The organism is Pseudomonas sp. 2995-1, from assembly GCF_002742505.1.
Lineage (GTDB): Bacteria > Pseudomonadota > Gammaproteobacteria > Pseudomonadales > Pseudomonadaceae > Aquipseudomonas > Aquipseudomonas sivasensis.
Genome location: NZ_LJSA01000604.1, coordinates 352,664 through 367,943 on the forward strand (window position 1 = coordinate 352,664; position 15,280 = coordinate 367,943).

The window sequence follows — 15,280 nt, forward strand, 5'->3', positions numbered from 1 at the left end:
GAAAAGCAAAAATGGCAGGAACGAATTCCCGCCAAATTTAGGGGTACAAGAGTCTAAAGAGGATCTTGCCCCCAGTCAAGGCAAGGCCCCGACCTCCCCTCTCGTCGAACCGGGGCAAAATTGCCTCGATCCGACGAATGGGACTGCCAGGGCCCAGACTTATTTATTGCAGAACTCAGTTACCGCTTGAGTTCAGCGCTTCGGTCAGTGCAGCTTCCACTTCACTGGCGCTTACGCGCAGCGGCTTGTCAGCATCACGGCGGCGCTTACGCTCGCTGTGGTAAGCCAAACCGGTACCAGCCGGGATCAGACGACCCACGACCACGTTTTCTTTCAGGCCGCGCAAGTAATCGCGCTTACCGGTTACCGCTGCTTCGGTCAGTACGCGAGTGGTCTCCTGGAAGGAGGCCGCCGAGATGAACGACTCAGTGGACAACGACGCCTTGGTGATACCCAGCAGAACACGAGTGAACTTGGATACGAATTTCTCGTCGCCAGCCAGACGCTCGTTCTCTACCAGTACGTGAGTCAGTTCCATCTGGTCGCCCTTGATGAAACTGGAATCACCGGATTCAGCGATTTCAACTTTACGCAGCATCTGACGCAGGATGGTCTCAATGTGCTTATCGTTGATCTTCACGCCTTGCAGACGATAAACATCCTGGATCTCGTTAACGATGTACTTGGCCAGCGCACTCACACCCAGCAGACGCAGGATGTCGTGTGGATCGCTCGGGCCGTCGGAGATAACTTCGCCGCGGTTTACCTGTTCGCCTTCGAAGACGTTCAGGTGACGCCACTTCGGAATCAGCTCTTCGTACGGATCGCTACCGTCGTTCGGGGTAATAACCAGACGGCGCTTGCCTTTGGTCTCTTTACCGAACGCGATGGTGCCGCTGACTTCAGCCAGAATCGATGCTTCTTTCGGACGACGAGCTTCGAACAAGTCGGCAACACGCGGCAGACCACCGGTGATGTCACGGGTCTTCGAAGTTTCTTGCGGGATACGAGCGATAACATCACCGATCGCAATCTTCGCACCATCCGCTACACCGACCAGGGCGTTAGCTGGCAGGAAGTACTGAGCGATTACGTCAGTGCCTGGCAGCAACAAGTCCTTGCCGTTGTCATCGACCATCTTAACGGCAGGACGGATGTCTTTACCGGCAGCTGGACGATCTTTCGCGTCGAGTACTTCAATGTTGGTCATACCGGTCAATTCGTCAGTCTGACGCTTGATCGTGATGCCTTCTTCCATGCCCACGTAGGTCACGGTACCTTTCATTTCGGTAACGATTGGGTGAGTGTGCGGATCCCACTTGGCCACGATTGCGCCAGCGTCGACCTTGTCACCTTCTTTAACCGAAATCACAGCACCATACGGCAGCTTGTAACGCTCACGCTCACGACCGTAGTCGTCAGCGATTGCCAGCTCACCGGAACGGGATACCGCAACCAGACAGCCATCCACTCGCTCAACGTGCTTCAGGTTGTGCAGACGGACAGTACCGCCATTCTTCACCTGAACGCTGTCAGCTGCGGAGGTCCGGCTTGCCGCACCACCGATGTGGAACGTACGCATGGTCAGCTGGGTTCCCGGCTCACCGATGGATTGGGCAGCGATAACGCCGACCGCTTCACCGATATTCACCTGGTGACCACGAGCCAAGTCACGGCCATAGCACTTGGCGCAAATACCGTAGCGGGTTTCGCAGCTAATCGGCGAGCGAACAATCACTTCGTCGATGCTGTTGAGTTCGATGAACTCGACCCACTTCTCATCAACCAGAGTGCCGGCAGGAACGATGATTTCCTCAGTACCTGGCTTGAACACGTCACGCGCAATAACACGACCCAATACGCGCTCACCCAGCGGCTCTACAACGTCACCGCCTTCAATGTGCGGAGTCATGAGCAGGCCGTGCTCGGTGCCGCAATCGATCTCGGTTACAACCAGATCTTGTGCAACGTCTACCAGACGACGTGTCAGGTAACCGGAGTTAGCGGTTTTCAACGCGGTATCCGCCAGACCTTTACGAGCGCCGTGAGTGGAGATGAAGTACTGAAGTACGCTCAAACCTTCACGGAAGTTCGCAGTAATCGGCGTTTCGATGATGGAACCGTCAGGCTTGGCCATCAGGCCACGCATACCGGCGAGCTGACGGATCTGCGCAGCAGAACCCCGTGCGCCCGAGTCGGCCATCATGTACATCGAGTTGAAGGACTCCTGGTCGACTTCGACGCCATGACGGTCGATGACTTTCTCTTTCGAGAGGTTGGCCATCATCGCCTTGGAAACTTCATCGTTCGCCTTGGACCAAAGGTCGATCACTTTGTTGTACTTCTCGCCCTGTGTTACCAGGCCCGAGGCGTACTGGCTTTCGATCTCTTTCACTTCGTCAGTAGCAGCACTGATGATGCGGGCTTTTTCATCCGGGATAACAAAGTCGTTAACACCGATGGAAACGCCGGAAATGGTCGAATAAGCAAAACCGGTGTACATCAACTGGTCAGCGAAGATAACAGTCTCTTTCAAACCAACCACGCGGTAGCACTGGTTGATCAACTTGGAGATCGCCTTTTTCTTCATCGGCAGGTTGACGACATCGTACGACAGACCTTTTGGCACAACTTGATACAACAGTGCACGGCCGACAGTAGTGTCGACGATACGAACGTTGCTCACGCTTCCGCCATCACGATCGTTGACGGTTTCGTGGATCCGCACCTTGACCTTGGCGTGCAATGCGGCTTCGCCGGCACGGAACACACGGTCAACTTCCTGCAAGTCCGCAAATACACGACCTTCGCCTTTGGCGTTGATCGCTTCACGCGTCATGTAGTACAGACCCAATACAACGTCCTGCGACGGAACGATGATTGGCTCACCGTTGGCTGGCGACAGAATGTTGTTGGTCGACATCATCAACGCACGCGCTTCCAGCTGGGCTTCCAGCGTCAGCGGTACGTGCACGGCCATTTGGTCGCCGTCGAAGTCGGCGTTGTACGCAGCACAGACCAGAGGGTGCAACTGAATAGCCTTACCTTCGATCAGTACCGGTTCAAACGCCTGGATACCCAGACGGTGAAGGGTCGGTGCACGGTTGAGGAGGACCGGGTGTTCGCGAATCACTTCAGCAAGAACGTCCCAAACCTCTGGCAGTTCGCGCTCGACCATTTTCTTGGCCGCTTTGATGGTGGTCGCGAGACCGCGCATTTCCAGCTTGCCGAAGATGAACGGCTTGAACAGCTCGAGAGCCATCTTCTTAGGCAGACCGCACTGGTGCAGACGCAGGGTCGGGCCTACGGTAATTACCGAACGACCGGAGTAGTCAACACGCTTACCGAGCAAGTTTTGACGGAAACGACCTTGCTTACCCTTGATCATGTCGGCCAGGGATTTCAGAGGACGCTTGTTGGAACCCGTGATAGCGCGACCACGACGACCGTTGTCGAGCAGGGCATCAACCGCTTCTTGCAACATACGCTTTTCGTTGCGCACGATGATGTCCGGAGCGGACAGATCAAGCAGGCGCTTCAAGCGGTTGTTACGGTTGATCACGCGACGGTATAGGTCGTTGAGGTCGGAGGTCGCAAAACGACCGCCGTCCAACGGTACCAGCGGACGCAGGTCTGGCGGCAGAACCGGCAGAACGGTCAGCACCATCCACTCTGGCAAGTTGCCGGACCCCTGGAAGGCTTCCATCAACTTCAGACGCTTGGACAGCTTCTTGATCTTGGTTTCGGAGTTGGTTTGCGGAATTTCTTCACGCAGACGGCCAATCTCGTGTTCCAGGTCGATAGCGTGCAACAGTTCGCGGACCGCTTCGGCACCCATGCGGGCATCGAAATCGTCGCCGAACTCTTCCAGCGCTTCGAAGTACTGCTCGTCGTTCAGCAACTGACCCTTTTCAAGGGTGGTCATGCCTGGGTCGATAACGACATAGCTCTCGAAGTAGAGAACGCGCTCGATATCACGCAGGGTCATGTCCATCAGCAAACCGATACGGGACGGCAGCGATTTCAGGAACCAGATGTGAGCAACCGGCGAAGCCAGTTCGATGTGCGCCATGCGCTCACGACGAACCTTGGCCAGTGCAACTTCAACGCCACACTTCTCGCAGATCACACCACGGTGTTTCAAGCGCTTGTACTTACCGCACAGGCACTCGTAATCCTTTACCGGGCCAAAGATCTTGGCGCAGAACAGGCCGTCACGTTCAGGTTTGAACGTACGGTAGTTGATGGTTTCCGGCTTTTTAACTTCACCGAACGACCACGAACGGATCATCTCAGGCGATGCCAACCCAATACGGATGGCGTCGAACTCTTCGACTTGACCCTGGTTTTTCAGCAAATTCAGTAGGTCTTTCAAGGCCTTTCCTCCTGGCGGAGCAGAGAGCGGGCTAAACAGCCCCGCTCTCGATTCGCGTCACGTGTTATTCGGTTTCCAGATCGATATCGATGCCGAGGGAACGAATTTCTTTGATCAACACGTTGAAAGACTCGGGCATGCCCGGCTCCATACGGTGATCGCCGTCCACGATGTTTTTGTACATCTTGGTCCGACCGTTCACATCGTCCGACTTCACTGTGAGCATTTCTTGCAGAGTGTAAGCAGCACCGTATGCTTCCAGTGCCCAGACCTCCATCTCCCCGAAACGCTGACCACCGAACTGAGCCTTACCACCCAGCGGCTGCTGGGTAACCAGGCTGTACGAACCGGTAGAACGAGCGTGCATCTTATCGTCTACCAAGTGGTTCAGCTTCAGCATGTACATGTAGCCAACAGTAACCGGGCGCTCAAACTTGTTGCCGGTACGGCCGTCGAACAGCTGCATCTGGCCGCTTTCTGGCAGGTCTGCCAGTTTCAGCATGGCCTTGATTTCGCTTTCCTTGGCACCGTCGAACACCGGGGTAGCCATCGGAACGCCACCGCGCAGGTTCTTCGCCAGATCCAGGATTTCCTGGTCGGAGAAGGTGTCCAACTCTTCGTTGCGACCGCCGATCTCGTTGTAGATCTCGTGCAGGAACTTACGCAGGTCTGCGACCTTGCGCTGCTCTTCGATCATACGGTTGATCTTCTCGCCCAGACCTTTGGCCGCGAGGCCCAGGTGGGTTTCAAGGATCTGACCAACGTTCATACGCGAAGGTACGCCCAGCGGGTTGAGGACCACGTCGACCGGAGTGCCATTGGCATCGTGCGGCATGTCTTCAACGGGCATGATCACGGAGACCACACCTTTGTTACCGTGACGACCGGCCATCTTGTCGCCCGGCTGGATGCGACGACGGATTGCCAGGTAAACCTTGACGATTTTCAGCACGCCTGGAGCCAGGTCATCGCCCTGCTGCAGTTTGCGCTTCTTATCTTCGAACTTGTCGTCCAGCAGACGGCGGCGATCAACGATGTACGCCTGGGCCTTCTCGAGCTGCTCGTTCAGAGCATCTTCAGCCATGCGCAGTTTGAACCACTGGCCGTGCTCAAGACCGTCGAGGATTTCGTCGGTGATGTCCTGACCTTTCTTAAGACCTGCGCCGCCTTCAGCCTTGTGGCCTACCAAAGCGGAACGCAGACGTTCGAAGGTCGCGCCTTCAACGATACGGAACTCTTCGTTCAGGTCCTTGCGGATCTCGTCGAGCTGAGTCTTCTCGATGGACAGCGCACGAGCATCACGCTCAACGCCATCACGGGTGAAGACCTGTACGTCAATGACAGTGCCCTTGGTACCAGTAGGTACACGCAGGGAGGTGTCTTTAACGTCGCTGGCTTTTTCACCGAAGATGGCACGCAACAGCTTCTCTTCTGGAGTCAGTTGGGTCTCGCCTTTCGGAGTGACCTTACCCACCAGGATGTCGCCTGCGCCAACTTCAGCACCTACATAAACGATACCGGCTTCGTCCAGCTTGTTCAGTGCAGCTTCACCCACGTTCGGGATGTCCGCAGTGATCTCCTCCGGCCCAAGCTTGGTGTCACGTGCCACACAGGTCAGTTCCTGAATGTGGATCGTGGTGAAGCGGTCTTCTTGAACAACACGCTCGGACAGGCAGATGGAGTCTTCGAAGTTGAAGCCGTTCCACGCCATGAACGCGATGCGCATGTTCTGACCCAGTGCCAGTTCACCCATGTCGGTGGACGGGCCGTCGGCCATGATGTCGCTACGCTGGACGCGATCACCCTTGCTCACCAGCGGACGCTGATTGATGCAGGTGTTCTGGTTCGAGCGGGTGTATTTGGTCAGGTTGTAGATGTCGACACCGGCTTCGCCAGTTTCAACTTCATCATCAGCAACACGAACCACGATACGGCTGGCATCAACAGAGTCGATCACGCCGCCACGACGAGCCACGACGCAAACGCCGGAGTCACGCGCTACGTTACGCTCCATGCCGGTACCTACCAGCGGCTTGTCAGCGCGCAGGGTCGGTACAGCTTGACGCTGCATGTTGGAACCCATCAACGCACGGTTGGCGTCATCGTGCTCCAGGAACGGGATCAGCGACGCTGCAACCGAAACTACCTGCTTCGGCGAAACGTCCATCAAAGTGACGTCTTCCGGCGCCTTGACGGTGAACTCATTCAGGTGACGAACAGCTACCAGCTCGTCAATCAGGACTTTCTTGTCGTTCATCGTGGCCGAAGCCTGAGCGATCACGTGATCAGCTTCTTCGATGGCGGACAGGAACACGATCTCGTCAGTGACCAGAGCGTCTTTCACCACACGGTACGGGCTCTCGAGGAAACCGTATTGGTTAGTGCGCGCGTAGGCCGCCAAGGAGTTGATCAGACCAATGTTCGGACCTTCCGGTGTTTCGATCGGGCAAACGCGACCGTAGTGCGTCGGGTGTACGTCACGAACTTCAAAGCCAGCACGTTCACGGGTCAGACCGCCCGGGCCCAGTGCGGAAACACGGCGCTTGTGGGTGATCTCGGAGAGAGGGTTGTTCTGGTCCATGAACTGCGAGAGCTGGCTGGAACCGAAGAACTCTTTCACCGCCGCAGCCACTGGCTTGGCGTTGATCAGGTCTTGCGGCATCAGGCCTTCGCTTTCAGCCATCGACAGACGCTCTTTGACCGCACGCTCAACACGCACCAGACCAACGCGGAACTGGTTCTCGGCCATTTCGCCTACGCAGCGAACACGACGGTTACCCAGGTGGTCGATGTCATCGACGATGCCTTTACCGTTACGGATGTCGACTAGAGTCTTCAGTACCGCAACGATGTCTTCTTTGCACAACACGCCCGAACCTTCGATCTCGGTACGACCGATACGACGGTTGAACTTCATCCGACCGACCGCAGACAGGTCGTAACGCTCAGGGCTGAAGAACAGGTTGTTGAACAGGGTCTCAGCAGCGTCTTTGGTTGGTGGCTCGCCAGGACGCATCATGCGATAGATCTCGACCAGCGCTTCCAGTTGGTTGCTGGTGGAGTCAATCTTCAACGTGTCAGAGACGAACGGACCGCAGTCGATATCGTTGGTGTACAGGGTCTCGATGCGAACAACCTGAGCCTTGGCGATTTTGGCCAGGATCTCAGTGTTCAGCTCGGTATTGCACTCAGCCAGGATTTCGCCTGTAGCCGGGTGAACGATGACCTTGGCGGTAGTGCGGCCCAGGACGTAGTCCAGAGGCACTTCCAGCGACTTGATACCGGCCTTTTCGATCTGGTTGATGTGGCGCGCAGTAATACGACGGCCAGCCTCAACGATTACCTTGCCATTCTCATCCTGGATATCCAGGACAGCAATTTCACCACGCAGACGCGATGCGATGAGCTCCAGGCTGAGGGTTTCATCCTTCAGGCTGAATACGTTGGTGGTGTAGAAAGCGTCCAGCACCTGCTCGGTGGTATAGCCGAGCGCGCGCAGCAGCACAGAAGCTGGCAGCTTACGGCGACGGTCGATACGCACGAACACGCAGTCTTTAGGATCGAACTCGAAGTCCAACCAAGAACCGCGGTACGGAATGATCCGCGCGGAGTACAGGAGTTTGCCGGAGCTGTGCGTCTTGCCGCGGTCGTGATCGAAGAACACACCCGGTGAACGATGCAGCTGAGAAACGATAACACGCTCGGTACCGTTGATAACGAAGGTACCGTTTTCAGTCATCAGTGGGATTTCACCCATGTAGACTTCTTGCTCTTTGATGTCCTTGATCGCTTTATTCGACGACTCTTTGTCGAAAATGATCAGACGGACTTTTACCCGCAAAGGTACGGCGTACGTAACACCGCGCAACACGCATTCTTTGACATCAAATGCCGGTTCGCCCAGGCGATAACCGACGTACTCCAGCGCAGCATTGCCGGAGTAGCTGATGATCGGGAAAACGGATTTGAAGGCCGCATGCAGGCCCACGTCGCGGAACTGATCTTTGGTCGCTCCCGCCTGCAAGAATTCACGATACGAATCCAGCTGGATAGCCAGAAGGTACGGGACATCCATGACGTCCGGCAACTTGCTAAAGTCCTTGCGGATACGTTTTTTCTCAGTATATGAGTAAGCCATCAGCGTTCCCCAGCTTGGTCACCTGCTTGTTTGGCCCCTCCGACGGGAGCAGCCAGAAAATCTTGCAAACCCCATGGTTTGCACCACCGCTTCGGATGGCTACAGCGCGTTAATGGCGGCGACCGAGTCGACAGCCAATAACGGAAAAAGGCCGGTGGCAAGAGCCACCAGCCATCAGCCTTCAGCTTAACGCTTGGGCTGGAGACGCAAAGTCGATGCTTACTTCAGCTCGACTTTAGCGCCTGCTTCTTCCAGAGTAGCTTTGGCTTTGTCAGCTGCGTCTTTCGACACTGCTTCCAGAACCTGGGCAGGAGCGCCGTCAACTACAGCCTTGGCTTCTTTCAGGCCCAGACCGGTCAGTTCACGTACTGCCTTGATCACGTTTACTTTCTTCTCGCCAGCTTCCAGCAGCATGACGTTGAATTCGGTTTGCTCTTCAGCAGCAACAGCAGCAACTGCTGGGCCAGCGGAAGCAGCGGCAGCGGAAACGCCGAATTTTTCTTCGAAAGCTTTGATCAGCTCAACAACCTGCAGAACCGACATTTCAGCTACGGCGTTGAGGATATCGTCTTGGGAGATAGACATTGCTGTATTTCCTGAATTGGGGGACGGCCTACGCGGCCATCGAAATAAACAAAAATACGCGAGAGAAGTCGCTCAGCCTTAGGCTGCGGCAGCTTCTTTTTGCTCGCGAACTGCAGCCAGAGTACGAGCCAGCTTGCTGGTAGCGCCTTGAATCACGCTCATCAGCTGCGAAATGGCTTCGTCGCGGGTCGGCAATGTTGCCAGTACGTCGATTTGGTTAGCTGCGAGGAACTTGCCCTCGAACGCAGCTGCCTTGATCTCGAACTTATCCTGACTCTTGGCGAATTCCTTGAACAAACGGGCAGCAGCGCCTGGATGATCTTTGGAGAAAGCGATCAGAGTCGGGCCGGTGAACACGTCATTGAGAACACTGTATTCAGTGTCAGCAACAGCGCGCTTGAGCAGGGTGTTACGTACAACACGTACGTATACGCCAGCTTCACGAGCCTCTTTACGGAGTCCGGTCATAGCGCCTACTGTCACACCACGGGCATCAGCCACGACAGCGGACAGGGCAGCTTTGGCAGCCTCGTTGACTTCAGCGACGATGGCCTTCTTGTCTTCGAGATTAATTGCCACGGGTTTAACTCCTGCTTGTTACCGTTTCATCTGGCCTAGGCCGGATGTCGTTTTGGTGTCTGATTCGGTAAGGAACCGGGAGCACCATCTGCGTAGGCTTTTGGTTTAAGACTTGCGTCGCCTACGGTCTTGGATAGCCCCCGCCAGGCAGGGACCCCAATTTTTTCAATTGACGCAATCGCTTGCGTCAATCTGTGTCTTATACGTCCAGCGAGCCTTGGTCGATGACCAGACCTGGGCCCATAGTGGTGCTCAGGGTAACGCGCTTGACGTAGATACCTTTAGAAGAAGCTGGCTTGATACGCTTAAGATCAGCGATCAGGGCTTCAACGTTTTCCTTCAGCTTGACGGCGTCGAAACCGACCTTGCCAACGGAGGTGTGAATGATGCCGTTTTTGTCGGTGCGATAACGAACCTGACCAGCCTTGGCGTTTTTAACCGCGGTAGCTACGTCTGGCGTTACAGTGCCGACTTTAGGGTTAGGCATCAGGCCACGTGGACCAAGGATCTGACCCAACTGACCTACAACACGCATTGCATCCGGGGAGGCAATAACTACGTCGTAGTTCAGGTCGCCGCCTTTCATTTCGGCAGCCAGGTCGTCCATGCCAACGCGATCAGCGCCAGCGGCCAGAGCAGCTTCAGCTGCCGGGCCTTGGGTGAAGACGGCTACACGTACAGTCTTGCCAGTACCGTGTGGCAGCACAGTAGCGCTACGAACGACTTGGTCGGACTTACGCGGGTCCACACCCAGGTTTACAGCAACGTCAACGGACTCGCTGAATTTGACAGTCGACAGCTCGGTCAACAGGGCTGCAGCGTCTACAAAGCTGTAGGCCTTGCCTGCTTCGATTTTGCCGGCGATAGCCTTTTGGCGCTTGGTCAGCTTAGCCATTACACACCCTCCACGTTAAGGCCCATGCTACGAGCAGAACCGGCGATGGTACGCACGGCTGCATCCATATCAGCTGCAGTCAGATCCGCGTTTTTGGTTTTCGCGATTTCTTCCAGCTGAGCACGAGTTACAGTGCCGACTTTAACGGTGTTAGGACGAGCGGAACCGCTAGTCAGACCAGCAGCCTTCTTCAGCAGAACCGAAGCCGGGGTCGACTTAGTTTCGAAAGTGAAGCTACGGTCGCTGTATACAGTGATGATCACTGGAGTCGGCAGACCTGGTTCAAGACCCTGAGTACGGGCGTTGAAGGCCTTGCAGAATTCCATGATGTTCACGCCATGCTGACCCAGAGCTGGACCAACAGGTGGGCTTGGGTTGGCCTGAGCAGCCTTCACTTGCAGCTTGATGTAAGCGGTAATTTTCTTGGCCATGAGGCACTCCAATTACGGGTTCAAACGCCTCGAAAGGCTCCCCGGTTACTTGCGCGTTTATCCCAGTGACGACAAAACCCCACAGCCTAAGGCTGCGGGGTTGGGATGCTTAGCCAGCTAGACCTTCTCGACCTGGCTGAACTCCAACTCTACAGGAGTAGAGCGACCGAAAATGAGCACTGCCACTTGGATCCGGCTCTTCTCGTAGTTAACCTCTTCGACAGTGCCGTTAAAATCAGCAAACGGACCATCTGTAACACGAACAACCTCACCCGGCTCGAACAAAGTCTTCGGCTTAGGCTTGTCACTACCATCAGCAACGCGACGCAGAATTGCTTCTGCCTCTTTATCAGTGATCGGAGCAGGCTTATCAGCGGTACCGCCAATGAAACCCATGACACGAGGCGTATCCTTGACCAAATGCCAAGTACCTTCATTCATGTCCATCTGAACCAAAACATAGCCAGGGAAGAACTTACGCTCACTTTTACGCTTCTGACCATTCCGCATTTCAACCACTTCTTCAGTGGGAACCAGAATTTCGCCGAAGCCATCTTCCATGCCTGCCAGCTTCACGCGCTCTAGCAAAGAGCGCATAACATGCTTCTCGTAACCCGAGTAAGCATGAACAACGTACCAACGCTTAGCCACGGGACACCCTTAGCCAACAATCAAGGAAACAAGCCAACCGAGCAGGGAATCAAGCCCCCACAACAGCAACGCCATAACCAGAACAACAGCCACAACAATCAACGTGGTCTGCGTGGTTTCTTGGCGAGTCGGCCAAACGACTTTACGGATTTCGGTGCGAGCTTCCTTTACCAGTACCGCAAAAGACTTGCCCTTAGCAGTCTGCAAGCCCACAAAGGCAGCCACAGCAGCAATAACAAGCAAAGCGAGCACACGGTACAGGATCGGCGAAGCAGAATAGTACTGATTGCCAACTACGCCTACGACCACCAACGCTACAACAACTAGCCACTTGACGAGATCGAAACGAGAGCTTTGAGCTTCAGCCTTAGGAGTCATCTATGAAGATCCTGTGAAAAGAAAGCCAGACACACCACGTGAATCTGGCAGGTCAGGAGGGAATCGAACCCCCAACCTACGGTTTTGGAGACCGTCGCTCTGCCAATTGAGCTACTGACCTAAAACAAAATCAGGCCGACCATTATGCAGGCCTGAAAAAGACTTTACAACAACCAACCCCAACAGACTTGAGACAACCTGGCAAAACCACCAGACACAAAACACTCAAGCCGAGGCAGCTGTTAAAACAAAGGCAGATATTTTCATATCTGCCTTGTTATATGGAGCTCTTGAGCGGATTTGAACCGCTGACCTCACCCTTACCAAGGGTGTGCTCTACCAACTGAGCTACAAGAGCAAAACACATGCACAACCTGCAAACTTGGAGCGGGTAGCGGGAATCGAACCCGCATCATCAGCTTGGAAGGCTGAGGTTCTACCACTAAACTATACCCGCGGAGCTTGCAGCTCACGCTAAAAATGGTGGAGGGGGAAGGATTCGAACCTTCGAAGTCGTAGACGTCAGATTTACAGTCTGATCCCTTTGGCCGCTCGGGAACCCCTCCTAAGCGAGCCGGCATTTTACATTACGCCGACCTTCTGTCAAGCATTTTCTCATTTAAATTATGAGGTTAGCTGCATTGACGCCGCATCTCATTAAATCCCCCTAAAGGTCTTCACTGCGAAGCGGGCGCCATTCTATGCAAACTATTCGACAGTTGCAATGCCTTCGCACAGCATTATTTTATGTTTTAACTCATTGAATTCCTTAACAAGGTTTTCAAAGGGCAGATCTTCAGCCAGGCGCCGGCTTTCCGGGGCCACCCGGAGCCAGTAACCTTGAGCATCTGGCGTACTCAGCAGTTGAACCTTGGCCTTTATATCCAAGCTAGTGAGACGCTGCTCGACAGATTGCGCTTGGCGCTGGTCTGTAAATCCACCAATGTACAAACAGGTATTTTGCGAATCAGATACCTTTGCCCGCTCCCTGCGAATCACTGCATCCGAAGATTCACTCAGCAGACGAATATCCTGCTGAGCACCTCGATAGAGACTCAGAGGAGTAACGTCTTTAGCGCGCAGCGGGGCCTCTTGCTGGTGCCATATGTAGTAAAAGGCGTTGAGGATCAGTAAAAGCAAAAACAGCCAACGCATAAACACCTCAAGATAACGGGCACGCCATCGCCAGACCAACGAAAACCAAATCAGGAACGAGTCGAGCCTGCGGCACAGAGCCCAATACCAAATCAGCATCTCCGCCAGTCAGGAATATACTGAAGTCATCGCCCCAGTAGCTGCGCGCGAGCTCTACCTGGGTCAGAACAAATCCTCGAAGCATCAACGCACAGCCTCGCTCTACTGCCTCGACTGTTGTACGACCTGGTGAGAGGCACTCCAAAGCCCTTTCAGCAGCGGCATCGCCATACCTTATCTTTCGTGTATGTGTACGCAGCTGATTCCTCATGAGAGACATGCCCGGACAAATAAAGCCTCCCAGGTGCTCGCCATCCTCAGCTATAAAATCTGCAGTCGCCGCAGTGCCAAAATCGAGCACCAAGCAGGCACCCGAGGCCAATTTAAATCCACCGAGCATTGCCAACCAGCGATCCAGACCAAGGCGCTCAAAATCTTCGTAGCCGTTACGTACCCCAGCCACTTCACGAGCTGAAGCAGCACTGGTAACAGCAACACCAAATGTCTCCACAAGCGCTTCAACCAGTTTTTCCGTCTCTTCCTTCGCACGGACGCTCACCAACCTGCAACGCGTCAGCAACAACTCAGGCAGCGCCAGCAGGCTATCAATCAAGGCAGCATCCGAACCTGCAACACCTTCAGCCGAGGCGTTCACCCCGCTCGAATCAAGCACACGCCATTTGATAAAGCTATTCCCACAGTCGAGCTCAAGAATCATCACGCAACCTCAGGCTTAGCTCACCACCACTGTATATTTTCTCAACACCATCAACACTCAAACGCAAAGCACCTTGACGATCAACACCCAGCACCACTCCATCGACCTGGTTGACACCGGCTATAAGCGACACAGCCCTCCCCTGCCAAGCGTGATTTTTCTCCCACTCATTCTGAAGCTCGGCAAAACCTAGCACCCGGTGTCGACCCAAGTAGCCTTGCAACTGCAAACCCAGCCGGGCAATCAGGGCGTTTCGATCAACAGGAAAACCCGTCTCTAACTGCACTGATGTCCACTGCTGATCAACCTCGTCAGCCTTCTGCATATTGACGTTGATGCCTATTCCAAGGACAACGTGACAGATATCAGCAGGATCCCCTACGAGCTCCAGCAAAATCCCGGCAATTTTCTTTTGCCCTACGAGAACGTCGTTTGGCCATTTTAAAGTCGCAGTCTGAACTCCAGACTCACGCAGGGCTTGCATGACCGCCAATCCAACCACAAGACTTAAGCCTTCCAACTGCCGAAGACCATCCTCAATACGCAATACAAGGCTGTAATAGACATTCTGGGCAAATGGACTGACCCACTTTCGACCACGCCTGCCTCTTCCCGCCGTTTGCTGCTCCGCAAGCACCAGAAAGGGCGTCGCGCACTCAACCCCAGCAAGACGCAAAGCTTCGGCATTTGTTGAGTCAATGGAATCGTAGATATGGATAGGCCATGCTAAATCAGGGGCATGCTGCTCAATTTCCGCAGCACTCAAGAAAACCAATGGGGATGCTAATTGATACCCCTTTCCACGAACCTTATGAACTGGCAGATTCAATTCGGCCTCAAGGTGCTGGAGTTGCTTCCAGACAGCACTGCGACTGACGCCCAGGGCGGCGCCAAGTGCTTCCCCGGAATGAAATCGGCCATCTTTCAGAAGTTCTAACAACGTCAGCATGCAAGTATCGCCTCACAATGAGGAACGCATGATAGCCATGCGAAAGACCATTGCATAGAAAGGCAGGCGTTTAGCCCTGAAGGCGGCCATGAGAAAACCTGCCGGCACTTTCCGCCCGCCCAAAACAAAACCCCATCTGCTTTCGCAAATGGGGTTTCGGAATTTAATCTTGACGATGACCTACTCTCACATGGGGAAACCCCACACTACCATCGGCGATGCATCGTTTCACTACTGAGTTCGGGATGGGATCAGGTGGTTCCAATGCTCTATGGTCGTCAAGAAATTCGGGTACTGAGTCGTGACCAGCTGGCCTCGCTTCAGCAAATTGGGTATGTGATAGCTTTCGGTGTTTGCAAGAGTCGAACTTTCGGTTCATTTCGTCTT

11 protein-coding genes, 4 tRNA genes and 1 rRNA gene are annotated in these 15,280 nt (G+C 54.5%); all 16 read right to left on the reverse strand.

What is annotated here, in order from left to right:
- Window positions 1–175 precede the first annotated feature (175 nt).
- Window positions 176–4,375 (reverse strand): DNA-directed RNA polymerase subunit beta', encoded by a 4,200-nt coding sequence (gene rpoC, locus AOA61_RS29985; protein WP_032884534.1) that lies wholly within the window; start codon window positions 4,373–4,375, stop codon window positions 176–178.
- A gap of 64 nt (window positions 4,376–4,439) precedes the next feature.
- Window positions 4,440–8,513: a DNA-directed RNA polymerase subunit beta gene (gene rpoB / locus AOA61_RS29990; RefSeq protein ID WP_032884533.1), complete on the reverse strand. Its 4,074-nt coding sequence runs from the start codon at window positions 8,511–8,513 to the stop codon at window positions 4,440–4,442.
- A gap of 219 nt (window positions 8,514–8,732) precedes the next feature.
- A complete protein-coding gene (gene rplL, locus AOA61_RS29995; RefSeq protein WP_003176432.1) occupies window positions 8,733–9,098 on the reverse strand; it encodes a 50S ribosomal protein L7/L12 in 366 nt (121 codons plus the stop codon).
- A 78-nt stretch (window positions 9,099–9,176) separates the two neighbouring features.
- Window positions 9,177–9,677 (reverse strand): 50S ribosomal protein L10, encoded by a 501-nt coding sequence (gene rplJ, locus AOA61_RS30000; protein WP_003232405.1) that lies wholly within the window; start codon window positions 9,675–9,677, stop codon window positions 9,177–9,179.
- 199 nt (window positions 9,678–9,876) lie between these two features.
- Window positions 9,877–10,572 carry a 50S ribosomal protein L1 gene (gene rplA / locus AOA61_RS30005; protein WP_032884532.1) on the reverse strand — a complete coding sequence of 232 codons (696 nt, stop codon included), beginning with the start codon at window positions 10,570–10,572 and terminating at the stop codon, window positions 9,877–9,879.
- Window positions 10,572–11,003 (reverse strand): 50S ribosomal protein L11, encoded by a 432-nt coding sequence (gene rplK, locus AOA61_RS30010; RefSeq protein WP_003176435.1) that lies wholly within the window; start codon window positions 11,001–11,003, stop codon window positions 10,572–10,574. Before rplK ends, rplA begins: the two co-directional genes overlap by 1 nt.
- A 117-nt stretch (window positions 11,004–11,120) precedes the next feature.
- Complete coding sequence (nusG, locus tag AOA61_RS30015) at window positions 11,121–11,654, reverse strand: transcription termination/antitermination protein NusG (RefSeq protein WP_003176436.1); 534 nt, start codon at window positions 11,652–11,654, stop codon at window positions 11,121–11,123.
- A gap of 9 nt (window positions 11,655–11,663) precedes the next feature.
- Window positions 11,664–12,032, reverse strand: a complete 369-nt coding sequence (gene secE, locus AOA61_RS30020; protein ID WP_032884531.1) for a preprotein translocase subunit SecE — start codon at window positions 12,030–12,032, stop codon at window positions 11,664–11,666.
- Window positions 12,033–12,077: 45 nt separating this feature from the next.
- A tRNA-Trp gene (locus AOA61_RS30025) sits at window positions 12,078–12,153 on the reverse strand.
- 161 nt (window positions 12,154–12,314) lie between these two features.
- Window positions 12,315–12,390: transfer RNA gene (locus tag AOA61_RS30030), tRNA-Thr, on the reverse strand.
- A 25-nt stretch (window positions 12,391–12,415) separates the two neighbouring features.
- Window positions 12,416–12,489, reverse strand: a tRNA-Gly gene (locus tag AOA61_RS30035).
- A gap of 24 nt (window positions 12,490–12,513) precedes the next feature.
- Window positions 12,514–12,598, reverse strand: a tRNA-Tyr gene (locus AOA61_RS30040).
- Between the two features lie 142 nt (window positions 12,599–12,740).
- Window positions 12,741–13,187, reverse strand: coding sequence for a hypothetical protein (locus AOA61_RS30045; protein WP_099603302.1), 447 nt, complete (start codon window positions 13,185–13,187; stop codon window positions 12,741–12,743).
- Between the two features lie 7 nt (window positions 13,188–13,194).
- Window positions 13,195–13,944 (reverse strand): pantothenate kinase, encoded by a 750-nt coding sequence (locus AOA61_RS30050; RefSeq protein ID WP_099603303.1) that lies wholly within the window; start codon window positions 13,942–13,944, stop codon window positions 13,195–13,197.
- Window positions 13,934–14,893 carry a bifunctional biotin--[acetyl-CoA-carboxylase] ligase/biotin operon repressor BirA gene (gene birA / locus AOA61_RS30055; RefSeq protein ID WP_095186172.1) on the reverse strand — a complete coding sequence of 320 codons (960 nt, stop codon included), beginning with the start codon at window positions 14,891–14,893 and terminating at the stop codon, window positions 13,934–13,936. The genes AOA61_RS30050 and birA overlap by 11 nt, the downstream gene beginning before the upstream one ends.
- A gap of 167 nt (window positions 14,894–15,060) precedes the next feature.
- Window positions 15,061–15,176, reverse strand: a 5S ribosomal RNA gene (gene rrf / locus AOA61_RS30060).
- Between the last annotated feature and the right edge of the window lie 104 nt (window positions 15,177–15,280).

Bases quoted from the DNA above. Each gene is read 5' to 3' on its own strand.
- rpoB (WP_032884533.1), bottom strand. From the start codon at position 8,513: ATGGCTTACTCATATACTGAGAAAAAACGTATCCGCAAGGACTTTAGC.
- rplL (WP_003176432.1), bottom strand. From the start codon at position 9,098: ATGTCTATCTCCCAAGACGATATCCTCAACGCCGTAGCTGAAATGTCG.
- rplA (WP_032884532.1), bottom strand. From the start codon at position 10,572: ATGGCTAAGCTGACCAAGCGCCAAAAGGCTATCGCCGGCAAAATCGAA.
- rplK (WP_003176435.1), bottom strand. From the start codon at position 11,003: ATGGCCAAGAAAATTACCGCTTACATCAAGCTGCAAGTGAAGGCTGCT.
- secE (WP_032884531.1), bottom strand. From the start codon at position 12,032: ATGACTCCTAAGGCTGAAGCTCAAAGCTCTCGTTTCGATCTCGTCAAG.
- AOA61_RS30045 (WP_099603302.1), bottom strand. From the start codon at position 13,187: ATGCGTTGGCTGTTTTTGCTTTTACTGATCCTCAACGCCTTTTACTAC.
- AOA61_RS30050 (WP_099603303.1), bottom strand. From the start codon at position 13,944: ATGATTCTTGAGCTCGACTGTGGGAATAGCTTTATCAAATGGCGTGTG.
- birA (WP_095186172.1), bottom strand. From the start codon at position 14,893: ATGCTGACGTTGTTAGAACTTCTGAAAGATGGCCGATTTCATTCCGGG.